General features: G+C 57.3%; 24 protein-coding genes and 1 other RNA gene. 15 read left to right on the top strand and 10 right to left on the bottom strand.

Going from position 1 to position 23666, the window contains the following annotated elements; all coding sequences use genetic code 11:
• Positions 1–32: 32 nt before the first annotated feature.
• The 10 genes from BI292_RS27485 to BI292_RS27435 all read left to right on the top strand — a co-directional run bounded on the left by BI292_RS27485 (position 33) and on the right by BI292_RS27435 (position 8497).
• The gene (locus BI292_RS27485) at positions 33–3938 is read left to right on the top strand and encodes a phage tail protein (RefSeq protein ID WP_101209854.1); all 3906 of its coding nucleotides are present in this window, start codon (positions 33–35) and stop codon (positions 3936–3938) included.
• A complete protein-coding gene (locus BI292_RS29310) occupies positions 3935–4258 on the top strand; it encodes a hypothetical protein (protein ID WP_101209853.1) in 324 nt (107 codons plus the stop codon). Before BI292_RS27485 ends, BI292_RS29310 begins: the two co-directional genes overlap by 4 nt.
• Positions 4258–4935 (top strand): hypothetical protein, encoded by a 678-nt coding sequence (locus BI292_RS27475; RefSeq protein WP_101209852.1) that lies wholly within the window; start codon positions 4258–4260, stop codon positions 4933–4935. The genes BI292_RS29310 and BI292_RS27475 overlap by 1 nt, the downstream gene beginning before the upstream one ends.
• 59 nt (positions 4936–4994) lie before the next feature.
• Complete coding sequence (locus BI292_RS28985) at positions 4995–5555, top strand: hypothetical protein (RefSeq protein WP_178076637.1); 561 nt, start codon at positions 4995–4997, stop codon at positions 5553–5555.
• Positions 5555–5890, top strand: coding sequence for a hypothetical protein (locus BI292_RS27465; protein ID WP_101209851.1), 336 nt, complete (start codon positions 5555–5557; stop codon positions 5888–5890). The genes BI292_RS28985 and BI292_RS27465 overlap by 1 nt, the downstream gene beginning before the upstream one ends.
• On the top strand, positions 5887–6252 hold the full coding sequence (locus tag BI292_RS27460; RefSeq protein ID WP_101209850.1) for a phage tail protein: 366 nt from the start codon (positions 5887–5889) through the stop codon (positions 6250–6252). The genes BI292_RS27465 and BI292_RS27460 overlap by 4 nt, the downstream gene beginning before the upstream one ends.
• Before the next feature lie 131 nt (positions 6253–6383).
• Complete coding sequence (locus tag BI292_RS27455) at positions 6384–6914, top strand: HNH endonuclease (RefSeq protein ID WP_157831312.1); 531 nt, start codon at positions 6384–6386, stop codon at positions 6912–6914.
• Positions 6914–7339: a cell wall hydrolase gene (locus BI292_RS27450; RefSeq protein WP_101209848.1), complete on the top strand. Its 426-nt coding sequence runs from the start codon at positions 6914–6916 to the stop codon at positions 7337–7339. Before BI292_RS27455 ends, BI292_RS27450 begins: the two co-directional genes overlap by 1 nt.
• A gap of 331 nt (positions 7340–7670) precedes the next feature.
• Positions 7671–7862, top strand: coding sequence for a hypothetical protein (locus BI292_RS27440; protein WP_101209847.1), 192 nt, complete (start codon positions 7671–7673; stop codon positions 7860–7862).
• Positions 7863–8203: 341 nt separating this feature from the next.
• Complete coding sequence (locus BI292_RS27435) at positions 8204–8497, top strand: hypothetical protein (RefSeq protein ID WP_101209846.1); 294 nt, start codon at positions 8204–8206, stop codon at positions 8495–8497.
• 603 nt (positions 8498–9100) lie between these two features.
• Here the strand turns inward: BI292_RS27435 and BI292_RS27425 are convergent.
• From BI292_RS27425 to BI292_RS27390, 8 genes are all read right to left on the bottom strand, one after another.
• Positions 9101–9601, bottom strand: coding sequence for a hypothetical protein (locus BI292_RS27425; RefSeq protein ID WP_101209844.1), 501 nt, complete (start codon positions 9599–9601; stop codon positions 9101–9103).
• Between the two features lie 470 nt (positions 9602–10071).
• Positions 10072–10465, bottom strand: a transfer-messenger RNA (tmRNA) gene (ssrA, locus tag BI292_RS27420).
• A 94-nt stretch (positions 10466–10559) separates the two neighbouring features.
• Positions 10560–10838: a hypothetical protein gene (locus tag BI292_RS27415; protein WP_101209843.1), complete on the bottom strand. Its 279-nt coding sequence runs from the start codon at positions 10836–10838 to the stop codon at positions 10560–10562.
• Positions 10839–11049: 211 nt separating this feature from the next.
• A complete protein-coding gene (locus tag BI292_RS27410; RefSeq protein ID WP_101209842.1) occupies positions 11050–13860 on the bottom strand; it encodes an FAD-binding and (Fe-S)-binding domain-containing protein in 2811 nt (936 codons plus the stop codon).
• Positions 13857–14528, bottom strand: coding sequence for a lactate utilization protein (locus tag BI292_RS27405; protein ID WP_101209841.1), 672 nt, complete (start codon positions 14526–14528; stop codon positions 13857–13859). The genes BI292_RS27410 and BI292_RS27405 overlap by 4 nt, the downstream gene beginning before the upstream one ends.
• Positions 14528–15982 carry a LutB/LldF family L-lactate oxidation iron-sulfur protein gene (locus tag BI292_RS27400; protein WP_101209840.1) on the bottom strand — a complete coding sequence of 485 codons (1455 nt, stop codon included), beginning with the start codon at positions 15980–15982 and terminating at the stop codon, positions 14528–14530. Before BI292_RS27400 ends, BI292_RS27405 begins: the two co-directional genes overlap by 1 nt.
• Positions 15979–16803: a (Fe-S)-binding protein gene (locus BI292_RS27395; protein WP_092273541.1), complete on the bottom strand. Its 825-nt coding sequence runs from the start codon at positions 16801–16803 to the stop codon at positions 15979–15981. The genes BI292_RS27400 and BI292_RS27395 overlap by 4 nt, the downstream gene beginning before the upstream one ends.
• Positions 16804–16952: 149 nt before the next feature.
• Positions 16953–18647: a lactate permease LctP family transporter gene (locus BI292_RS27390; RefSeq protein ID WP_101209839.1), complete on the bottom strand. Its 1695-nt coding sequence runs from the start codon at positions 18645–18647 to the stop codon at positions 16953–16955.
• A 261-nt stretch (positions 18648–18908) separates the two neighbouring features.
• On the opposite strand from BI292_RS27390, the gene BI292_RS27385 reads away from it, so the two are divergent.
• Entirely contained in the window at positions 18909–19676 is a 768-nt protein-coding gene (locus BI292_RS27385; protein ID WP_092273535.1) for a GntR family transcriptional regulator, read from the top strand.
• A 46-nt stretch (positions 19677–19722) separates the two neighbouring features.
• Here the strand turns inward: BI292_RS27385 and smpB are convergent, their stop codons facing one another.
• Positions 19723–20205, bottom strand: coding sequence for an SsrA-binding protein SmpB (gene smpB / locus BI292_RS27380; RefSeq protein WP_092273532.1), 483 nt, complete (start codon positions 20203–20205; stop codon positions 19723–19725).
• A gap of 118 nt (positions 20206–20323) precedes the next feature.
• Here smpB and BI292_RS27375 point away from each other — a divergent pair, with 118 nt between their 5' ends.
• Genes BI292_RS27375 through BI292_RS27365 form a run of 3 tightly spaced genes read left to right on the top strand, consistent with a single transcriptional unit; the run spans position 20324 to position 22476 of the window.
• Positions 20324–21727 carry a sodium-dependent transporter gene (locus tag BI292_RS27375; RefSeq protein WP_101209838.1) on the top strand — a complete coding sequence of 468 codons (1404 nt, stop codon included), beginning with the start codon at positions 20324–20326 and terminating at the stop codon, positions 21725–21727.
• 7 nt (positions 21728–21734) lie between these two features.
• Positions 21735–22169: a type II toxin-antitoxin system RatA family toxin gene (locus BI292_RS27370; protein ID WP_054050071.1), complete on the top strand. Its 435-nt coding sequence runs from the start codon at positions 21735–21737 to the stop codon at positions 22167–22169.
• Complete coding sequence (locus BI292_RS27365; RefSeq protein WP_101209837.1) at positions 22162–22476, top strand: RnfH family protein; 315 nt, start codon at positions 22162–22164, stop codon at positions 22474–22476. The genes BI292_RS27370 and BI292_RS27365 overlap by 8 nt, the downstream gene beginning before the upstream one ends.
• A 60-nt stretch (positions 22477–22536) precedes the next feature.
• Here BI292_RS27365 and BI292_RS27360 read toward each other — a convergent pair whose 3' ends face one another.
• The gene (locus tag BI292_RS27360; protein ID WP_101209836.1) at positions 22537–23064 is read right to left on the bottom strand and encodes an outer membrane protein assembly factor BamE; all 528 of its coding nucleotides are present in this window, start codon (positions 23062–23064) and stop codon (positions 22537–22539) included.
• Between the two features lie 97 nt (positions 23065–23161).
• Here BI292_RS27360 and fur point away from each other — a divergent pair, with 97 nt between their 5' ends.
• Complete coding sequence (gene fur / locus BI292_RS27355; protein ID WP_003197684.1) at positions 23162–23566, top strand: ferric iron uptake transcriptional regulator; 405 nt, start codon at positions 23162–23164, stop codon at positions 23564–23566.
• Positions 23567–23666 lie beyond the last annotated feature (100 nt).

The following is a 23666-nucleotide window of genomic DNA, read 5'->3' as shown; positions in this document are numbered from 1 at the left end:
GCTTCGGCGGGTTTTTGCATTCTGGAGGGCGCATGAGCGCAGCAGCAAAAAAGGCGCAGGCCGAGCCTAGAAAGCGCCGATCCATTGCCGGCAGCAAAGGTGGCGAAGCCAAGCAGAAGCAGCCGAGCATCGCCTCGAACGGTGTGCCCTCTATTGCCACGGCGCGGATTGTGTACCTCTGGAGCTGGGGGCCGATTGTCGGCCCGGTGAATGGGCTTCGTTCCATCAAGCTCGACGGTACGCCGGTACAGGCCGAGGACGGCACGCTCAACTTCCCGGGCGTGAAATGGCAGTTCCGTTCTGGCGAGCTGAACCAGACGCGCCTCGAAGGCATAACCGAAGCCAGCAACGAAATCTCCGTCAACCAAGAGCTGCTCAGCACCACACCCTGGTTGCACACGATCAACAACTCGCTGATCGATGCCGTCCGCATTCGGCTGGCGTGGCCTCGGCTGCAAAGTCAGGATGCGAAGGGCAACATCAACGGCGTCAGGATCGAATATTCGGTAGAGATTTCGACCGACAGCGGCCCGTATTTGCCGGTCCTGAACTCTTTCGTTGATCGGAAAAACATCACGAAATACGAGCGCTCACATCGGCTTGAGTTACCCGCCGGCAGCCGCTGGACAATCCGCGTGCGCCGCCTCACGCCAGAGGCGAACAGCTCTGTCGTAGAAGACGGAATGCTGATCGAGGCCATCGCCGAAGTGGTCGACAGCGACCAAGAATACCCACTCACGGCGGTCGGCTGCCTTGAGTATGACGCTCAGCAATTCGGCGGCGATATCGCCAAAGTCGCGGCACTGATGCGCGGGCGCATTATTCGCGTGCCGGCCAACTATGACGCGGCGACCAGGACCTACCGCACCAGCGGCACCGGCACCAGTAACGGCATCTGGGACGGCAGTTTTCAAGAGGCTTACACGAACAACCCTGCCTGGATCTTTTACGACCTGGTGCTGCATCCGTATTACGGCCTCGGCGAGCGGATCGACGCGACCATGGTTGATCGGTGGTCGCTGTATCGCATTGGTCAGTATTGCGACCAGATGGTGCCCGACGGTAAGGGCGGCCAAGAGCCACGCTTCACCTGCAACCTCTATTTCCAGAAGCAGGCGGAGGCCTACGCTGTTCTGCAGGATCTCGCCTCGATCTTTCATGGCATGGCCTATTGGGATGGCAGCCAGATCGTCGTGAACGCCGATATGCCTGGCGACCCGGTTTACACCTACAGTCCGTCTCAGATTCTCAACAACGGCGAAATCAAATACGAGGGAACCCGCGCGCGGGACCGTCACACCTCGGCCATGGTGGCTTGGGATAACCCGGATCAGGGCTTCGAAACCGACAAAGAGCCCGTGTTCGATGAGGACGCCATGGCTGAGCTCGGCATTGTCCGCGAGCTTGCTGTCGACGCGATCGGCTGCACGTCTCTCGGCCAAGGCCAGCGCGCGGGCCAGTGGGCGCTGTTGACTGAGCAGTTGCAGACTCGCGGCGCAGTCATGCGCGTGGGGCTGGACGGGCAAATTCCCAAGCCAGGGCAAGTGGTTGCGATCGCCGATCCCGCGCTGGCCGGGCGTGCCAATGGTGGGCGCATCTCTGCGGTTGCCGGCCGGGTTATCACGCTGGACCGCGACACCGCTGTGCCGGCGGGCGCTCGACTGTTCCTCAACTTGCCCAGCGGCAAATCAGAGGCGCGCGTGGTGAAGTCGGCGGCGGGGCGAGCGCTGACGGTCATGGCCGATTACAGCGAAGTGCCCGAGGCCGAATGCGGCTGGGCGCTGGACTACGACGACCTGAAGTTGATGCAGTTCTACGTCCGCAACGTGACTCGCCCTGAGTGGCACCAATACCAGTTCGAAATGATTCAGCACGAGCCGAGCAAGTTCAATGCGATCGATTTCGGCGCCGTCGTTGATGTCCGCCCGATTACGGGGATCCCCATCGGTACTCAGGCAGCGCCGGCCCGAGTTCTGCTCAGCCAGCACGTAGTCGTGGAGCAAGGCATTGCTGTCACCAGCATGACCATCGCCTGGGACGCGGCGCCCGGCGCAGTGGCTTACGACGTCGAATGGCGTTGGGGCGCCCGAGAGTGGACCAAGGTTCCTCGCACAGGAGAATTGATGGCCGAGGTGCGCGGCATTTACTCCGGCCAGTACCTGGCGCGAGTGCGAGCCATCAGCGCACTGAATGTTGCATCCATTCCGACTAATTCGGTCCTGACTGATTTGCTCGGCAAAACGGGCGCGCCGCCAGCGGTCTCGTTCCTCACAGCATCAACACTGTTGTTCGGCATTGGCTTGAAGTGGGGTTTCCCCGCCGGCGCCGAGGATACGCAGCGCACCGAGATCTGGTACAGCCCGACGACCAGCCTTGAGCAAGCAACAAAGCTTTCTGATCTGGCTTACCCACAAAAGGACTACACCTTGCAGGGGTTGGCCGCTGGCGTGACGTTCTTCTTCTGGGCGCGCCTGGTAGACCGGATCGGCAACGTCGGGCCGTGGTACCCGGCAGGTCTGGGCGTCATGGGTCAGTCAAGCTCGGACGCGGCCGACATTCTCGAGATGATCGCCGGCAAGATCAGCGAGTCGGAGCTCGGGCAGCATCTTCTGGACCGAATCGACCTGATAGATGGAAGCGGCCCTGGCTCCGTCAATGAGCGCTTGCAAGAACTGCAGGATGAGATCGGCGATCTGGTTGATGCTCTGGAATACGTCCCGACCGACGCCTATGTACGAGACAACACTGTGAGGGTTGGCGACAACCTGTGGACTGCAATCGTCGATGTTCCAGCGAACGCAGACGGATCTAATGGACCACCGAACGCCAATTTTTGGGTGAATAGCGGCCAGTCAATCAGGACCGCCAACGGCGTTGCCGCCCAGGTCACGCAGAACACCGCCGCTATCACAACGGTTGACGGTAAGACGACGGCCAATGCTCAGCAGATCTCCGGGTTGCAAACTGCGCTTACCGGCAAGGCGAGTGTCGACGCGCTGAATAGTTTGAGCGGTACCGTGACCCAGCAGGGAGGGGCGATTACTGCCCAAGGCACAGCCATCACTGGGATCACGTCCAGACTCGGTACTGCGGAGACAGGAATCGCGGGGCAGGCACAGGCGCTTGGCACGCTGGACACCAAGGTCACGAACATTGACGGCAAGGTCAATGCTCAGGCAACCAAGCTGGATGGCGTCTTTGTGCAGGTGAACCCTACGCTTGCAGGAGATTCAGAGGGCTTTGCTGGCTCTGACCAAATTTACGTTGGCGTATGGTCAGAGCAGTCGGCACGAATCGAAGACGGCGTAGCTCTTGGTCAGCGAGTGGATGTCGTCAGTGCTTCCGTCGGTGCTAACGCCGCCGCCATTCAAACGGAGACGCTTGCCCGGTCATCTGCGGACAGCGCACTGGCGAGCCAAATCATAACAGTGCAGGCCGTGGCCAACGGTGCATCGGCGGCTGTTCAAACGGTGTCCCAGGCTCAGGCTTCCACTGATGGAAAGCTCACGACCATGTGGTCTGTGAAAATGCAGCTGAACGCGCAGGGCCAATACATTGCTGCCGGAATTGGGCTTGGCATTGAAAACACTGGCGCCGGGCTTCAAAGCCAATTCTTGGTGAGTGCTGATCGTTTCGCCATCGTAAACGGCATCAACGGTGCTTTATCGGTCCCGTTTGCAGTGCAAAACGGCCAAGTGTTCATGAACTCTGCGTTCATCCGTCAAGCAGATATTTTGAATCTGATCATCACCGGAGTGCTGCAGTCCGGAGACTACATTGCCGGTCAGCGTGGGATTCGAATCGATTTTGTCAGCGGGGTGTTTGAGCTCAACAGTTCATTCGGAGGCGCTGCTCGCCAAAGCATAAATAACAATGGCGGCAAAGTGTTCGATGAGAATGGCGTTAAACGTTATCAATGGGGGAATCTCGCCGCATGAGCTATGGAGCGAGGATATGGGGAGCGGATGGAGTGCTGCAGGTTGACGAGAACTCATTCACGATGCGAATCGTTCTTTCAACACTTGTCACTTTCCCAAACAAAACGAAAAGCAATCTGGATTTTTCCGTTCCGGGTAGCGATGCATCAAACTCTGTTGCAATTGTAATTCCCATCGGACCATACAGCGAAACATCATCTTTTCAGTTTGAAACTGAAATGCTGTCGGGAGTTGCGCGTGTGTACAATCACACGCGCACTTTTGCAGCTAGCCTTTCCACTAGTGGGACCATGCGCTTGATGGTCATAAGGTTTGCCTAATGAGTTATGGTCTTTCATTCACCAACAACAACAATCAGGTTGTCATAGATTCAGAATTTGCTCGACTTAACGTAATCTGTAACGGCCGTTACGCGCCTACACAAGAAAGCGGTCTGGGATCGACGACTAGTTTCCCGCGAGTGATTACTAGTCAGGAGCCACCGCTGGTATTTTGTCGTCCAGACACTGGTGGAATTGCTGGTCTCACGGCGATGCAAGTTCTTGGCTCTGCGGGCAATTGGACTGGCTTCTATGTTCGTGCTTACGACGTAAATACAAATCAGCCAAACGGTCGCTATTTTGCGGCAACATTCGGAGCCCAGCCGGTTGCGGCGTACGGCATGCGTTTGTGGGACGGCGCATCAAAGCTCCTTTTTGATTCTGGGACACCGACTGCTCTGTTTACGAGATCTTTTCAGAACTGGACGTTCGTAAGATCGGAGACTTCGAGCACCGGAAGCTCGAGATGCTTTTACACTGTTCCGTTCAACTTTCCTGAGAATGAATATCTACTAATCAACACGTTTGGCATGAGTATGTTGACAGGCTCTCAAGCTGGGCGACTTGTTAAAACGCTATGGAGCTTCAGCACCGGAACACTTTATGCGGTTACAGATGGATTCACTAATCCAATTGCCTTCTTCATGCCGGCAGTATTCGCAAAAATGAGTGTGTAAGTCTGAACCAAGATATCCAATCAAGTTTGGATAATTTATTTCTTATTTATGGTGGACCAATGTCTAAGCAAACGATCAATCTCGGCACCGCTCCCACAGGGGTAGGCGGCGACACCCCGAGAAGTGCGTTTACTAAAGCGCAAAGCAACATCGACGAACTGTATGCATTTTTGGCCGCCACCGGCTCACCCGCAACTTTGCCGGCAGTATTGACCGCTTCTAGGCTCGCGGTGCAAGCGATGCTGGGGACGGTCTCCCAATCTGGTGGAGTTCCAACGGGGGCTTTGTTTGAGTCCGGATCAAATGCAAGTGGCACTTACATCAGGTTCGCAGACGGGACGCAAATCTGCTTTAAGCATGTTGCTATTGGCGGCGTGGCCATGGGTAGCCCGGCGGGCGCTGTCTTTTACAGTAGCGGCCTCACTGTCGGCGGATACGCAGCAACATTCGTTGGAATACCAACAACAGAAATCACCATTCAAACTTCTACGGCTCTCTGCTGGAACACCAGCTCACCCGATTCAACAAATCTGCAGTTCGGTACGATTTATGTCATTTCGCCGATCAGCACCTCAGCGACAGTCACCCTGAACTGCATCGCAATCGGAAGGTGGTTTTGATGAAAATTAAATTAAGCTCAATCAGAAGTGATGAAACGCTGAGCGTTACTGTTGAAGGGGATACGCTCGTTGTAAATGGACAGGCGTTTGACTTTTCTCCAGTGGGCGACGGCGACACTCTGCCGCGTGGCGCGATCAAGTCGGATTGGTTCGACGGCGACGTAGAAAGGATCGACGGCCAACTCATCGTCACGCTCCTGCTGCCCATCCCATCGAACTACAGCCCGGAACAAGCGTTCCCCGCTGACTTGATCAATGTTCCCAACGGCCCGGTAACCTTCCCGGCTCCGCTGCCGGACGCACCCACCACCTTGTCTTCCGAGGAGCAGGCATGAATATCGACTGGTCCCAACTCATCACCAAAGCCATGAAGGTTGCCGCCTTGCAAGCCTCTCAACTGGCTGAGGCGAAGTCTGCCCTCGCGGCCAAAAACCTGAAGGCGGTTTCCCAGATCGCGCGCATTCAAGACCGCGTCGACACGCTCGGCTACGGCATTGATGCTGGCGAGGCGAGCGCTGACGACGAAGCCGAGCAAGCGGCGCTTCTCACCAGCCTGAAAGCCTGGAAGACCTACAAGTTTTCCTTGGGCAAGGTCACCGCGCAGTCGACGTGGTACGCCGCGCCGGTCTGGCCAGTCGAGCCGGTTGTTCCTGAGATCGTCGCCGCTCCCGAGTCGCGCGCCGCTGAATCCATGTAAAGCCCGCCACCACCCAAATCACCCGCCATCGAGCGGGATTTTTTTGTCTGGAGAAAACCGATGGCTGTTACCGAAAAAGACCGAGACATCCTTGCCCGTACCTTGTGGGGTGCCTTGTGAGGACTCTGCCAGTGCCCGCTGGCGTGAACCTCGATGCGCTGCAGTGGCGCAGATGCCATGCCTCCGATGATTACGATGTAAGCGAGTTCGGGCACGTTCGACGACGCACGCCTGGTCGCAGAACGTACCCAGGCAAGATTCTTTCCTTCTGCTGGCACAAGGCTGGATACCCGCGCTACAAGCTCACCATAAATAACGAACACCAGAATTTCGAAGCCCATCGGCTCGTTGCGATTGCATTTCTCGGGGCTCCGGTCGGCAGTCGCACGGAAGTCGCTCATGGTGATGGTAAGCCAACTAATAACCACTACAGCAACCTCTCGTGGAAAACTCGTCTCGAGAACGAGGACGACAAACTTGCTCACGGCACTCGGACAGTCGGGTCACGTAACGGTGCTGCAAAGCTGGATGACGCGACAGTTATAAGCATCAGAGCCAGGCGCGCAGCTGGTGCAACCCTTTCTCAAATTGGCGATGAGTTCTGCATCGCCTTTCAAACTGTTTCAAAAATCGTTAATCGAAAATCCTGGAGCCATATCTGATGAACGTGACTGAGAGAGATCGCGATATCTTGGCGCGCACGATTTACGGCGAGGCGCGCGGAGAAAGCCTGGCCGGCCAGATCGCCGTCGCCTGGACAATCCGCAACCGGGTAAACGATGGCAAGACCAAATCGTGGTGGGGGGAGGGTTACGCCGGCGTGTGCCAGGCGCCTTACCAGTTCAGCTGCTGGAACAAGAACGACCCGAACTTCGCCTACCTGTCAGGCGCGAAGACGATCCCGTTCCGCGAGTTGGCCCAAGCGCGCATCGCCGCTGACCAGGTGATCGATGGAAAAGTGCCAGACCCAACCGGCGGTGCCACGCACTATTACGCGATCGCCATGAAGAAGGCGCCGGGCTGGTCGGCAAAGGCCACGCAGACATTGAAGCTTGGCGGTCACGTCTTCTTCAAGGATGTGCCGTGACAGCCTTCCGCAGACTGTCGCGCACGCTGGCAAAGACCGAGGAGGGCAGTCTCTGGTTCGAGTGCCCTGGCTGCGAGATGGTGCACCGGATCATGCACGGCCCCGGCGCCGGTCTGCACAGACTCGACCATTCTCCGCGCCAAGATCAGCGAGCAGACGCCCACGATCAGCGCGAACGTCCCAAATCCTTTCGTTGGATCCTCCGTTAATTTAGCGCGCGCTTTACCATTCGTGGCGTAAGGCAACTGTTTCGTAAGGCACGGGTTAAAAATGAGTGGAACGCTGGGAAAGGAGCTTGCTCCAATGAAAAAATGCTACCCAGTGAACGGTTATGAGCCACGATAGAAAAAAAGAACTACTTGCAATCTGGCACCGAATGCTCGGAGAGCCAGATCTCTACATAGACCCAGAGGAGCTCTACGACATACTCATCGAAATGGCTAATTCATTGGAGCGTGATGGTGTCATTAATGCAGCGGAGTGGCTTCAGCTCGTGAGGGAGGCATCTGCAATCCTGGCTTAATCGTAGCGGGCGGAAAAAGGGAGGTGGAGCACGATGGAAGCCCGCTCATTGAGGGGGACGGGACAGATTGGGGAGGGCAGAAACAGTAACGGGCCGGGCTGCATCTCACTTTCCTCGTGCTGTCCCATCAGCTGTTTCACGCAGCCCATGAAAAGCAGTAGCGACTTGGATACGAGAAGTCTCGATGGGTGGGCTTAATGCGTGTGGCGAGTCTCACAACACGCGTCGGCTTTGAAGACGGCTTGACGATAGACTGGGAGTTGTATCGCCGTGACCAAGCGTAACGAATAGGAGTGTTCTATTCTTGCAGGCTGCAATCATTCAACTGCCGGAGCGAGCTAATGTCGATCATGGAACGTTCATTTCCGATTCATGACCTCATCATTGCGCTTCTGCGAGACCAAAACATTCATACCGGATGGTGGGGGTTGAACATGCATTTCAATGCGAACGGTGCCAGTGTCCTGGAAATCGGGAAGACAGGCACAAGGCTTCCAGGTTTGGCAATCGCCGTCTCAGGGGTGACGCTGGTTCCAACGAAAGACGGGGAGGCGGGCAGTGTCGATGCTTCCTTGGTCAATCCTGCGAGGACTGATCGAGCTACGAAGACTGCTCCCTCGAAAGGGTTGCATTAAAATCGACGCTGCTGCATCAATAGCTTGACTGAAAAGGTCGGTCATACGCGGCTTCAGATGATTGTCTTCGGTCGAGCCGTGAGGCCTTCCAATATCCCGCGCCATCCGCGAATTAGTCTCGCCGTCCCAAGATGCGCGGAGGAGCTTCTGCGGAAGTTAACAAGCGTAGCAGGGAGTCCAGATACAAGAAGCCCGGCACGAGGCCGGGCTGTAACACACTTTCACGTCGCTGTTCCCTCAGCTCAGCTCAGTTCAGCGTAGACCACAGAGAGCGAGGTCGCTCGCCAGATACAAGAAACCCGACGCTGGGGCGGGCTTACGGGGCTCGGTCAATCTCTTTATGGGTGCCAATCCTACGTAGCTCTGCCACCGTACCAACAAGCTCGAAACTAAGCTTATGACTGTGGTTTGGCGTTATATGGATCGTATAGATTCCAGGTCGCTTGCAGCCCGACAGCTTTTCAAGCCTCAATTTCTTGGGCTGAGGGTCTGTCATCAGGAGTCTGTAAGCGTCCTTGAACGCGGACTTTATTTCATCCGATAAGGCGCTGTAGGAATTCTGGAAAGATTTTCGGCCTAAATCAATGGCCGTAATTTTTAGCCTCACAGGCTCTCGAGAAAGGAGTCTATGTCCTTGCTATCACTCAAAACTTTAGAGGTGTGATGAGTTTCGGCATCGGCGTTACTTTCAAGAATGCTCCAGCGAAGCCCCTCGGTCGTGCTGTTCAGCGCAGCGAGAGAGTCAAGTAACGCCACGTAGGCATCAACCACGCCATCGTCGTCGGTAAGGCGGGGATCGGCTTTGGCACATTCCATTTTCTGCTTGGATTCAGAATATGACCTTACAAGCTTTTCCTGAAGGGCCTCCAAGACAGGGATCAAATCATCCTCTGGTATGGCTTTTGATGCATCACCGGCAGCGATAGACGCTTGTATCGTGGCAAACGCTCGCTGAGCTGTATAAAAAAGCTTGGTGTGATGAGACACAGCGTCGATGGTGCCGTCAATGTCTCTCAGCAGGTCCAATGAACGCACTGCACCAGCGCCCATGAGCTCAGCAGCAGAGAGAGCGTCAGCGAGAAGGTGGTGGTTTGCGGAGTTCATCTTCGGGCTCCAAGCATAAATAACGGTGGTTTCGGCTCGCGATTATCGAGACATACAGAAGTAAGTCAACATAAATACACGACACGAAATACGAATTCACAAAACGTGTCGCGTACCCACGACTATAGCTCAGACGTTCGCCACATCAGGCCGTTCCATCATTGTTTCGGCTGATGTTGCTGATACTGAATAGCTATAGCGAATGGTTTACGAGGTATATGGCGAATGTCCTACAGTGAAGACTACCCGACACCGCCGCCGCCCTTATGACGCGCTTACTCGACCTTTTTCCGCACAGTCCTTCCCGCCTTCACCTCATCAGCGTAATCCAACAGCCTAGCCGACTTTCTGATAGGGCCGCGCGACATGAGAGCTGTCATTAAGCTGGCATAACCGAGCCAGAACCACCCATTCAGGCACAAAAAAGGCACTTGCGGTAAACGCTAAGTGCCTGATTTGTATAGCTTATTTGGTGGAGCCGGGGGGATTTGAACCCCCGTCCGCCAGTACTCCGCTGTCGGTACTACATGCGTAGCCGTTTCTATTAAGTTAACCCTCAGCGACCCGAAGGGCAGGGTGCTTTGGGCGAGTTGTGTAAGTTTTAGCCGCTTCGTCCACAACGTACTGCACGGCGATTCTGTTCTATATGACAATCACTTTGGGTTTACAGACATCCCCTGGTGATTGCTGGACCCGAAGGTACCAGGAGGGAAGGGCTAAGGCTGCTTACGCAGCGAGAGCGTATTCCCCGTAGGTTTCGTCATTGGCAACTATAGAAAGTTGCAACAGTGGATTTACGAGTTCTGTTACCAACTCGGCATGCACCTAAAGTTTCGCGACCGGCGTCGAATCCTAAACGGCCCCGTGCCTGTTGCTCGGTGAATCATATGAGCGACAGGCGTGCGCAGTGTACGCCAACACAGCTCAGAAGGCCAACCCGAAGGTTGGCCTCAACTGATTATGGGTTGGGTTCGTTGGACAATTTGTCTGCACGCGACAGTGCTTGGGTTGCTTCGGTGATGCATTTCTTCTCGTCACCGGCGGCTTGCGAGGCTTGTGCGCTGGCGAGCAGTCGATTGAGCTCCATCCGAGTGTTTTCGGAGGTCGCCGGGATCGAGGTCACTTTGTCCTTGAGCTCTTGCACTTTGACGGTACACAGGTTGTTGTCCGCAGCGAATACGGGGGAGGCCAACATTGCAGCGGAAATGAACAGACCAGCGAGTGCGGTACGTTTCATGGGTATCTCCTGAACGTTTGGTCTCGGTGCTGGGCGTTCAATGGCCGGCACGTCGAGTCAGTATTAAGCCAAGTTCTACAAGGCTTATACAAATGACTCCAAACGAGTAAAGGAATTCGCTTTTTAGGAATAAAGTTATGAAGAAAGCGTTTTTAACTCATAAACGCACTAAAAAGGGGCGGATTCGCCCCTTTTTGCTAGTGGAAATTGATCAGACTGAACGAGCGTGCGTCACCCGGTCCACCAGATAGACCAACCCGTGGTAGTCAATCCCGCCATGTTGCGTAAGACCAATCTCACACGTGCGGCTGGTCGACAATCCCTCGCTGCAATGCTGCACCGCATCCTTGAGCGAGCGCAGCGAATGCGCGTTCAATTCCGGCGTGGTGAAACCCTTGTCGCCGGCAAATCCGCAGCAATGAATGCCTTCCGGAATCACCACGTTGTTGCTGCATTTACGCGCCAGATCGATCAACGCCTGGCTCTCGCCAAGGTGCTGGGTGCTGCACGTGACGTGCACCGCGATCGGCGCTTCCTGCGGGGTGAAATCCAGTCGATCCATCAAGTGCGTACGGATGAAACGGACGGGATCGTACAGATCGAGACGCACATCACCCAAATCCTCAACCAGCCTTAACGTACAAGGACTGGTGTCGCAGTAGATCGGATCGAGCCCGCCGCGACTGGCATGCAGCAACGCGCCGATCAGCTCCTGACGCTTGTGTTCGGCCTGCTCGGCGTAGCCCTTGGAGGCGAACGGCTGACCGCAGCAGAGGCTGTCGAGGTTGTCCGGGAAGATCACTTGGTAACCGGCCTTTTCCAGCAGACCACGGGTTTTGTCGTACAACGACATCTGCTCTTTATCCCCTGCCGCCGGGCCCATTGCCCGCGAGGCACAAGCCGCCAGGTACACCACGCGAGGGCGTTGGTCCGACACGGTCGGGCTGAAGCGAATGGCTTTTTCCGGCTGCGGCATGGCGCTGGTCCATTGTGGGACCTGACCTTTGGACAGCCGCGTCAACGTAGCCGAGAGCTTGGCCAAACGCGGCGCCCCGAGCATCATTCGCGCACCGTTGGCGACGTGCAGGGTCAAGCGCGCACCTTGCAGCGCCTTGGCGAAATTCTCTTCAATCCAGTTGGCGGTTTTCGTGTGCGTTGCCTTACGACTGCGGAGCTTTTTCACCAGGTCGCCGGTATTGATTCCTACAGGGCAGCGCTGTGCGCAAAGACCCGTCGCGGCGCAGGTTTCGATGCCTTGATAGTCGTAGGCGGCTTCGAGTTCGGTGGTATCGACGCCGGCGCGTTGTTTCGCCTGAATGTCGCGCCAGATCACAATGCGCTGGCGCGGGCTCAGGGTCAGGCCTTTCGACGGGCACACCGGCTCGCAAAAACCGCACTCGATGCATTTGTCGACGATCTCGTCGGCGGCGGGCAACGGCTTCAAATGTTTGAGGTGAATCTGCGGATCGTCGCTGAGTACCACGTCCGGATTAAGAATGCCGTTCGGGTCGAGCAGGCGTTTGAGTTGCCACATCAACTGATAGGCATCGCTGCCCCATTCCAGTTCGACGAAGGGCGCCATGTTGCGACCGGTGCCGTGTTCCGCCTTCAGCGAGCCGCCGAATTCCACGGCAACCAACTGCGCCACGTCGTCCATGAACGCCTGGTAGCGTGCGATTTCTTCCGGGTTGTTGAAGCCTTGGGTGAAGACAAAGTGCAGATTGCCTTCCAGCGCGTGTCCGAAAAGGATCGCTTCGTCGTAGGAATGTTTGTCGAACAACGCGATCAGCCGATTGACGCCGATCGCCAGTTGCTCGACCGGAAACGTCACGTCTTCGATGATCACCGTGGTGCCGGTTTTACGCACGGCGCCGACAGCGGGGAAGGTGTCTTTGCGGATCGCCCAGAGGCGGGCGTTTTCCAGCGGATCTTCGGTGAAGTCGACTTGTTTCTCGACCGGGAATGAAGTCAGCGACGCCATGATCTGCGCCAGTTGTTCGTGGAGCAAAGTGGACGATGCGGCGCGGGATTCGATCAGCAACGCGCAGGCATTATTCGACAGTTGTTGTACGAAAGAAGGCATGCCGGGTTTGTCTTGCACCGAGCGCAAGCTGCGGCGGTCGAGTAATTCGACAGCCGCGACCGGTTGGCTTTTCAGTACGGTCACCGCGTTGCAGCAGGTTTCCACGTCGGGAAACACGATCAGCGCCGAGGCTTTGTGCGGGTGGTCGATCACCGTGTCGTAGGTCACCGCGCTGATGAAGCCCAGCGTACCTTCCGAGCCCACCAGCAAGTGGCTCAAGATATCCACAGGTTCGTCGAAGTCCACCAAGGCATTCAGCGACAACCCGGTGGTATTTTTCAGACGGTATTTGTGGCGAATTCTCGCGGCCAGTTCGGCATTGGCGCGGGTCTCGCGGCTCAACGTCGCCAAGCGTTCCAGCAACGGCGCATGACTCTCGCGAAACGCCGCGACACTGGCCGGGTCTTCGGTATCGAGGCGGCTGCCATCGGCCAATACCAGTCGGATTCCGGCCAGTGTGTGATAGGTGTTTTGCGCCGTGCCGCAGCACATGCCGCTGGCGTTATTGGCGACGATGCCGCCGATTTTGCAGGCGTTGATCGACGCTGGGTCCGGGCCGATCTTGCGCCCGTACGGCGCCAGCCACGCGTTGGCCTGGGCGCCAATCACCCCCGGTTGCAGGCGAATTTGCGTGCCTTGGCCGCGAATCTCGCGCGCGTTCCAGTTATCCCCCAGCACAATCAGCACCGAGTCGCTGATTGCCTGCCCGGAAAGGCTGGTGCCGGCCGCGCGAAAGGTCACCGGCACCTGATCGCGTTGCGCCAGTTTAAGCAGGGCGACCACTTCGTCCTCAGATTCGACGCGGATCACCAACTGCGGAATCAGCCGATAAAAACTCGCGTCAGTGCCGAACGCCAACGTCGATAACGGATCATCGAAACGTCGGTCTTGTGGAATCAGTTGCTGCGCGTCACGCAGAAAAGCGGCCGGTAACGTCATTGGTCCTCCAGGATCAACACCACCAAATCTTTCGGACCGTGGGCGCCGTAGGCCAGCACTTGCTCGATGTCGGCGGTTTTTGACGGGCCGGACACCAGCAAGGCATTGGTCGGCATGCCTTGAGCCCACTCGAATTCCTCTTGCACCTGATAAAAGTTGTCGCGGATTTCACTGGCCTTGAGCAAGGCGAAATGCACCGGCGGCACCAGACTCATCAAGCGCGGTTCTTCGCGCGTTGGCCAGAGAATCAGACTACCTGTCGCGGCGATTGCTCCGAGTGTCGTGGTAAGGCTGGCCGGGGTGTCGTTAAACAGTTCGGCTTTCCACGCTTCTACCGGGCGGTCGTACGATTTGAGTGTCGGCAGGTGCGGATTGTTCGACCAGTGTTGTGTGACGCGCTGCCCATGCGCTGTAGTCGGTGCGATCAACAGGCTCGGCAACTGCCGGTCGTGCAGCAATTGTGCGAGTAACTCGGGCCAGTCTTCGCCCGTGGTCAGATGGATTTCGGTATGCACCGCTTCCATCAGTTTGCGCAGTTGCGGGATGCGTTGTTCCGGGGTGTAGGTGTAGGGCGCGGTCACCAGTTCGACGTCGAACTCGTCAGGCACTGGTGTCGTGCCTGTCAGACTATTGCGCAATTTGCCGAGGATATTTTGCCTGGCGCTCATCAACGATCTCCCTGTTTGGCCAAGTGCTCGCGGGCCATGTCGTGCAGCGAGCGGGCAGCGGGTTTTGGCGCGCTGTGGTTTTGCGTCCATGGCCCGACGTTGGCTGGCGCGAGTGCACGCAGGCGCGTGGCGAAGAAGCCGAACCAGCGATAAAGCGTCGGTGAACTGTTGAGTCTGGCCCAGGCGTTCCAGATAAAGCGCTCCTTGCGCGAATACTTGCTGCCCTGGCCACGCATGACTTGGTGCGGTGAGTCCGGGGCTTTGACGTTCTCTTCACGCAGGCGACGCAGCAATGCCGGGATAGGAATTTTTACCGGGCAGACTTCACCGCAGGCGCCGCACAGCGACGATGCACTTGGATGGTCCGGGACTTTCGCCAGGCCGACCATGTGCGGCGTGATGATTTTTCCGATCGGCCCAGGGTAAACCTCGCCATAAGCGTGGCCGCCGATTCGGGTGTAGACCGGGCAATGATTCATGCACGCGCCGCAGCGAATGCAGTTCAGGGTCTGGCGCAATTCGCTGTCGGCGAAGGCCTGGCTGCGACCGTTGTCGAGCAACACCAGATGCACTTCTTGCGGACCGTCGAGTTCATGCTCCTTGCGCGGGCCGGAGATCATGTTGACGTAGGTGGTGATGGGTTGGCCAAGGGCCGAGCGGGTCAGCAGCGACAACAACGGCACCACGTCGCGCAGGTTTTCAACGACTTTTTCGATGCCGGTCACGGCGATGTGTACCGGCGGCACGGTGGTGGTCATGCGACCATTGCCTTCGTTTTCGACCAGCAGCAAGGTGCCGGTTTCGGCCACGGCGAAGTTGACGCCGGAGACGCCGATGTCCGCTTCGAAGAATTTCTGTCGCAAGACTTTGCGACCGATCTGAATGAGTTGGTCAACGTCCTTGGTGTATTCCACGCCAAGTTTGTCGTGGAACAAGGACGCGACCTGACCGGCGTTCTTGTGGATCGCCGGCATAATTATGTGTGAAGGTTTCTCGTGGTCGAGCTGGACGATGTACTCGCCCATGTCCGATTCCAGGCATTCAATGCCTTGATCATCGAGGAAATGATTCATCTCCATTTCTTCACTGACCATCGATTTACCCTTGATCACTTGCCGCGCCTCGTGAGCGCGGATGATCGACAAGACGATGCCATTGGCTTCGTCCACCGTTTCCGCCCAGTGCACTGTCACACCGTTGCGGGTCAGGTTCTGTTCAAGCTGCTCGAGCAAATCGGGCAACTTGGATAACGCACGGGCCCGAACAGCATTGCCCAGCGCTCGCAGATGTTCTCTTTCATGGGCATCGCTGAAGGACGCTGCCCGTTTGGTCATCAGTGAATCCATCGCCGTGCGAAAGTTATTTCGCAATTGCGTGTCAGCCAAAGCCTCGTGAGCCCTGGTTCTGAAATCTTCTTCTACGGCAACCGTAGGAATAATCACCGAGGCGTTCATCGGACACCGCCGGTACGTTGCCAAAGGAAACTGGCCAGATGTTGGCCGCGCAACGCTTCCTTCTGTTTCTCCAGCGAGCCGTTGATGTTCATCAAACAGCCGCAATCGGCACTCAGCACTTGATGCGCGCCGGATTCCTTCAGCGATCGGGTCTTGTCGGCCACCATCGCTCCGGAAATGTCTGGCATACGGACGCTGAAAGTCCCACCAAAGCCACAGCATTCACTTTCGTGGCTGTGCTCGACCCGTTCGACGTTGCCCAACTGCGCCAATAATTCGCGGCCATGCAGGTGCGTGTTCATCTCGCGGCGTGCCGAGCACGAGGTGTGCAGCGCGACTTTCACCGGTTGGCCGCTGTCCTTGAGTTGCACCTTGCAGACAAACAGCAGGAATTCGGCCAGTTCATACGTCCGGGCGGCGAGCGCCTGAACCTGTTTCAACGTCTGCGGCTCATCCTTGAACAAGTCGGCGTAGTGCTCGCGCAACATGCCCGCGCAAGAACCCGACGGCACCACCACCGGAAAATCCCCGGCAAACAGCGCCAGTTGCGAGCGCGCCACGGTCCGGGCTTGCTCGGTGTAACCGGAGGTGTACGCCGGTTGCCCGCAGCAGCTTTGCCCTTGCGGGTATTCGACGCGAATGCCTTCGCGTTCCAGCAGGTGAATCGCGTCCATCCCGGCTTCGGGGTAGAACAGATCCACCACGCACGTCCCGAACAGGTAGACCCGCGACGGTTTTTCGCTGGGGTATTGCCGAGGCTCGGGCAATGGCGGGGCGACGCGGGTCGCGTTCGGCACGGCGTTGTAAAAAAGCTCGCTCATCAGGCGTCTCCGGGTGGTCCCGGTTATCCGTCCGTTGAGGCTGCTGAATATAAAGCGGCAAGCTTTCAGCAGCCTTACAGACCGGGTGGTGAATAGCTGACGCCGGAATCGTGGTCCGGCGTCGGTTTTTTCGTTGTTGGTTGTAGTCCTTAGTGCACCAGCATGCCGGTTAGCCAGTAGGCCTGGACGTAGGTGATCAGGCCGACGATGGTTGCGAAAAACAGGCTGTGCTTGAGGGTGAAACGGAACAGGTCCGACTCCTTGCCGACCAGCCCGGTCGCGGCGCACGCCACGGCGATCGATTGCGGCGAGATCATCTTGCCGGTGACGCCGCCGCTGGTGTTTGCCGCAACCAGCAACACATCACTGACGCCGATCTGGTGCGCGGTGGTCGCTTGCAACGAACTGAACAGCGCGTTCGACGAGGTATCGGAACCGGTCAGGAACACGCCGAGCCAGCCGAGGAATGGCGAGAAGAACGGGAAAGCTGCGCCGGTGCCGGCCAATACCAGCGCCATGGTCGAGGACATGCCCGAATAGTTGGTGACGAAGGCAAACGCCAGCACCATGCCGATCGACAGAATTGGCCAGCGCAGTTCGTAGAAGGTTTCTTTCAAAGTGGTAAGACCAGTTCTGAAATTGATCTTCAGCACCAGCATCGAGATCAGCGCCGAGAAGAAAATCGCTGTGCCGGTCGCCGAAATCGGATCAAGTTTGAACACCGCCGGCAAGGCGGTTGGCGCGGTGACGATTGGCGCGACTTTGATCACCAGTTGGTCGAGGTGCGGGATGGCAAAGTTGAATACCCAGCTGTACATCGAACCGCCGGCGGCGAACATTGCTTTGAACGGTTTCAACGTCCAGATGGTGACCAGCACGGTGAGAATCAGGAATGGCGACCAGGCTTTGAGGATTTCCATAAAGCTGTAAGGCGACGCCACGGTCGAACGTGGCTGGCCGAAACCACCGGCGCTGGCAGTCACCACCGAAGCGGACACGGCACCGGCGATGTGCTGGCCGGCGGCGCGTTTTGGCTGCCAGACTTTCAGGAACAGCGTCAGCGAGATCAGGCTGGCCAGGGCCGAGGTGATGTCCGGCAGTTCCGGGCCGATGAAATTCGAGGTGAAGTATTGGGTGATCGCAAAACTCAAACCGGCGACCAGCGCGGCCGGCCAGGTTTCGCGAACGCCGCGCAGGCCATCCATCATGAACACCAGCCAGAACGGCACGAACAGCGACAGCAACGGTAGTTGGCGACCGGTCATGGCGCCGATTTTGAATGCGTCGATGCCGGTGACTTGCCCGGCAACGATGATCGGAATGCCCAGCGCGCCGAACGCGACGGGCGCGGTGTTGGCGATCAGGCACAGGCCGGCGGCGTACAACGGATTGAAGCCAAGTCCCACCAGCAGGGCGGCAGTAATCGCTACTGGCGCGCCGAAACCGGCGGCACCTTCAAGGAACGCGCCGAAGCAGAAACCGATCAGCAACACCTGCAAACGCTGGTCATCGGTGATCGACAGCACTGAGCTGCGGATCACTTCGAACTGGCCGCTCTTGACCGTCAGTTTGTACAGGAACACTGCGGCGACGATGATCCAGGCGATCGGCCACAAGCCATACGCGAAGCCATAACCGGCGGCGGCGAACGCCATGTCGACCGGCATCTGAAACGCGAAGATCGCCACGGCGATCGACAGCGCCAGCGTGATGCTGCCTGCGACGTGGCCCTTGAGGCGGAACACGGCCAGGGCCAGAAAGAAAAACACGATGGGAATAACGGCCGCGAGCGCGGACACGCCGAGACTGCCGAGCGGGCTGTAGAGCTGTTGCCAGGTTTGCATATGGGGTGGCCCCTAATTGTTGTTGGTCAGGCACTGTCAGCGTTCTTGGTTAATTGGTAATACCAATTTACAATCGCTGTGGGCTAGGTTAAAAGCCTTGTGGGCGGTGTGTCAATTTGTCGCCCTAAAACTTTTGTCGAATAAGCGGTGCAGAACGCATCTGATCCGTTTTGTCGGATGCCGTCTGGTAGGTGCCGTCATCGCGCCGATAGGCCAGAATAGAGAGCCCGGCGAGCTGCCGGGATCGTGGAGAATTGAGTTATGGGGTTTGATCAAATTCGTCAGCGCCGTTTGTCTGACGATATTGTCGAGCGGCTTGAGGGGATGATTCTCGAGGGCACGCTGAAGTCCGGCGAGCGCTTGCCGGCCGAGCGCGCACTGGCCGAGCAGTTCGGCGTGTCACGCCCGTCGTTGCGCGAAGCGATCCAGAAACTGGCGGCCAAGGGTTTGCTGGTGAGTCGCCAGGGCGGCGGCAATTATGTGGTGGATTCGCTCGGCTCGACCTTCAGCGATCCGCTGCTGCATTTGCTGGAAAGCAACCCCGAAGCGCAGCGCGACCTGTTGGAATTTCGCCATACGCTGGAAGCGTCCTGCGCTTATTACGCGGCGATGCGCGCCACTGATGTTGATCGCGAACGGCTGACCGCTTCATTCAACGAATTGCAAGACTGCTACACGCGTCACGATGAAGTGAGCCGGGTGGAAGAGGGCGCGGCGGACGCGAAATTTCATTTGGCGATCGCTGAGGCGAGCCACAACGCCGTGCTGCTGCATACCATTCGCGGGTTGTTCGATCTGTTGAAGCGCAACGTCGTGACCAACATTGGCGGCATGTACAAGCAGCGCACGGAAACTCGCGACATGCTGATCAGTCAGCACCGGGAGTTGTATCTGGCAATTATCGAGGGGCGGGCGGAGCAGGCGCGAGAAGTGTCCAGCCGCCATATCCTGTATGTGCAGGAAGTGCTGGAAGAAGTGCGTCAGGAAGTACAGCGCGTGGCTCGGGCGGAGCGGCGCAAGGGGATTTAGTCATGATCGCTCCCACGCTCTGCGTGGGAACGACCAGGCAGGGAGATTACTCTTCCTTGCCCTTGTTGCGCACTGCGCGCTGCAGTTCGCGACCGGCATCGCGTTCGCGTTCGGTATCGCGCTTGTCGTATTCCTTCTTGCCCTTGCCCAAAGCAATTTCGCACTTGACCATGTGCTTGCTCCAGTACCAGGACAGGCATACGCAGGCGTAACCCTTTTGCTGCACGGCAGTGGCCAGCTTTTCCAGCTCACGCCGGTTGAGCAGCAGTTTGCGGGTGCGGGTCGGATCAGCGATGACGTGCGTACTCGCGGTCATCAGCGGCGTGATGTGACTGCCAAGCAGCCAGGCTTCGCCATCCTTGAGCAGCACATAACTGTCAACCAGTTGCAGCTTGCTTGCCCGCAGACTTTTTACTTCCCAGCCGGCCAGGACCAGACCAGCCTCGAACTTGTGTTCGATGAAGTAATCGTGTCGCGCCTTTTTATTCTGCGCGATGGTCCCTGTTGGGTGTTTCTTCGTTTTAGCCATAGGGGCGGCATTATAGGGAGTTGCACGCGAGTCGGCTACGGTATCGCTACGTGCTTGAGCAGGTTGATTGAATCCCGGACAATGCGGCCTCTTTTTTGAACGCTTGGGCGTGATAACGATGTCGACAGACAAGGTTTCTGTCCACGGCAGTTGGGCTAGCCGCTGGGTCTTCATACTCGCCGCGACCGGTTCGGCCGTGGGCCTGGGTAGCATCTGGAAATTCCCGTACATGGTAGGCGTCTATGGCGGCGGCGCTTTTGTGCTGATGTTTCTGGCGTGCATTGCGCTGATCGGGGTGCCGGTCATGCTGGCCGAAACCCTGATTGGCCGCCGCGCGCGGCAAAGTCCGGCGAATGCTTTGAAAGTGTTGGCGCAAGAGGCCGGGCACTCGGGCAAGTGGTCGTGGGGCGCATTTGCCGGGATGATCACGGCGTTGCTGATCCTGTCTTTCTATAGTGTGGTCGGCGGCTGGTCGCTGGATTACATCATCGACATGGGCCGTGGCGACTTTCAGGGCGTTACGGCGGATCAGGTCGGCGCGTATTTCGGCAATGTGATCGCCGATCCGTGGCGCCTGACACTTTGGCACACGATTTTTATGCTGCTGTCTGCCATCGTCATCGCCAAAGGCGTGGTGGCCGGGCTTGAGCGCAGCCTGCGGATCATGATGCCGCTGCTGTTCGTGATGGTCATTGTGCTGTTGGGTTACAGCATGACCACCGGGCATTTCATGGAAGGCGTGCATTTCATGTTCGACTTCCACCCGGAAAAAGTCCTCGACGGCTTGCTGCCGGCGATGGGCCACGCGTTTTTCTCGCTCAGCGTCGGTGTCGGCTCGATCATGATCTACGGCGCCTATATGCCGAAGAACTCGTCGATCTCAGGCACCGTGGTCGGCGTGGCGATCCTCGATACCTTCGTGTCGCTGGTTGCCGGCCTGGCATTGTTTCCAATTGTGTTCGCCGCCGGTTTGAACCCGAGCGAAGGCCCTGGGCTGATGTTCGTCAGCCTGCCATTTGCCTTCGGGAATGTGGCGTTCGGTCAGGTGATGGGCGTAGTGTTCTTCGTGCTGGTAGCGATTGCAGCGTGGAGTTCGGCGATTTCCCTGCTCGAACCCATGGTCGCGTATCTGGTTGAACGGACCAAAGTCAGCCGCGCCTGGGTGACTTTCTGGCTGGCGTTCACCTGCTGGTTCGTCGGGCTGGGCACGGTGTTTTCCTTCAATATCTGGAAGGAAGCGAAATTTTTCGTGAACGAAGGCGGGATGTTCCATCTCTACCAATGGGGCGCGACCGGCGGCCTGGATTTCTTTGGAGTGATCGATTTCTTCACCTCGCGGATCATGTTGCCACTCGGTGGTTTGTGTTTCGTAGTGTTTGCAGGCTGGGTGATGGGACGTGAAGCGGTACGCGACGAATTGTCGATCCGCAGCCCGATCCTGTTTGCCCTGTCCCTGTTTTTGATGCGCTATGTGGCGCCCATCGGCATTCTCGTAGTGTTTGCCGCCCAGCTGTGGAAGTGACGCTGACATGACGACACATATTCAACGCTCGGCCCTGCTGCCGTATCCGGCGCAAGCCTTGTATGACCTGGTCAACGACGTTGCACGTTACCCGGAATTTCTGCCGTGGTGCTCGGCGGCCGAAGTCCTCGAAAGCTCCCCTGAGCACATGCGCGCCAGTGTGGGCGTGGCCAAGGGTGGCTTGAGTCAGCATTTCGTCACGCGTAATACGTTGGTGCCCGGGCACTCGATCGAGATGAATCTCGAGGAAGGCCCGTTCAATCAGTTGCATGGCGTTTGGGTGTTCAAGCCATTGGGCGAGAAGGCCTGCAAAATCAGCCTCGACCTGTCGTTCGATTACGCCGGGCCGATCGTCCGTGCGACGTTGGGGCCGTTGTTCAATCAGGCTGCCAACACGCTGGTCGACGCCTTTTGTCAGCGTGCCAAGCAAATGCATGGTTGAGTCGGTGATCGAGATTGAGGTGGTGTATGCCGCCGTGGATCGTCAGGCATTGCTCAGTGCTTTCGTGCCTGACGGCTCGACAGTCCGCGCGGCTTTGCTGGCGTCCGGCATCGGTGCCGAGTTTGCCGAGCTGGACCTGGCGACTTGTCCGGTAGGAATTTTCGGCAAGGTGATCGCCGATGCTGATACGCGAGTGGTTCAGGCCGGTGATCGCATCGAGATTTATCGCCCTTTGCTTGCCGATCCGAAAGAAGTTCGGCGCTTGCGTGCGGCCAAGGCTGCCGAGGCCAAAGCGCGAAATCAGTGAATCGCTGATCGCCAGACAATAAAAAACCCGGACATGCCGGGTTTTTTATTGCGTCGCAAATTATTGCGGCGTGGTGTCCAGCGGTTCTGGAGTCGGGACTGGAACGGTTTCTACGCCGTCGACGTCCTTCTGAATCTGATCCAGCAACGAACCTGGTTTCACCGGTTTTTCCGGTTCTGGCTTCTCGGTGTTTTCTGCAGGAGCGGTCACGTTAGTGGCGGGTTCCTTGCCGAGAATGGCTTCGTCGCGGCTCACGCCAGGCATGAAATCGCCCGACAGGCTGACGAGTTGGTCGTTAGGGTTAAAGATAACGCTTACGCGTTCCTGTTGGCGTTCTCCACCACCCGGTTGCAGGCTATACAGGTAATCCCAGCGATCGGCATGGAACGTGTCGGTCAGCAGAGGGTTGCCCATGATAAACCGTACTTGCCGACGGGTCATTCCCGGGCGTAACTGGTCTATCATGTCCTGCGTGACGACATTGCCCTGCTGGATGTCGATTTTGTAAACCCCGGGGAATGAACAACCGGCGAGTGCGAGCAGTCCCACGAAGGTGAAACTGGTTAGCAAGAGCTTGGTGTTTTGCATCGGTGGGCGACTTCCACTATCTTGGCTGGGACAACGTAAACGCCGATCATACCCGCATTAAGAGAAGCTGCGAAGCAGCATCGCGAGAAAGCTGACCATGGTTGAAAATAGCGAACTACGCAAAGCCGGCCTCAAAGTGACCCTGCCACGGGTCAAAATTCTGCAAATGCTCGATTCCGCCGAGCAGCGCCACATGAGTGCCGAGGATGTCTACAAGGCTCTGATGGAGGCTGGTGAGGACGTCGGTCTGGCCACGGTTTACCGTGTACTGACTCAGTTCGAGGCAGCTGGGCTTGTGGTGCGACACAACTTCGACGGCGGTCACGCAGTCTTCGAACTGGACGACGGCAAGCATCACGACCATATGGTCAACGTCGAAACCAGTGAAGTGATCGAATTCTTCGACGAAGAAATCGAGCGTCTTCAGAAGGCGATCGTCGATAAGTACGGTTTCGAGATGGTGGATCACAATCTCGTGCTGTACGTACGCAAGAAAAAGTAAGCATGTCGCGCGAACATGATGTTCGCGAAACGAGCGAAGGCGACCCCAGGGTCGCCTTCGTGCTTTCTACCGTTCTTATATTTCTACCGTTCTTAGATTC

Source organism: Pseudomonas sp. 43NM1, assembly GCF_002836905.1.
GTDB classification, from domain to species: domain Bacteria; phylum Pseudomonadota; class Gammaproteobacteria; order Pseudomonadales; family Pseudomonadaceae; genus Aquipseudomonas; species Aquipseudomonas prosekii.
The sequence above is the reverse complement of the archived record's forward strand: the minus strand, read 5'-3'. Positions and strand labels throughout refer to the sequence as shown.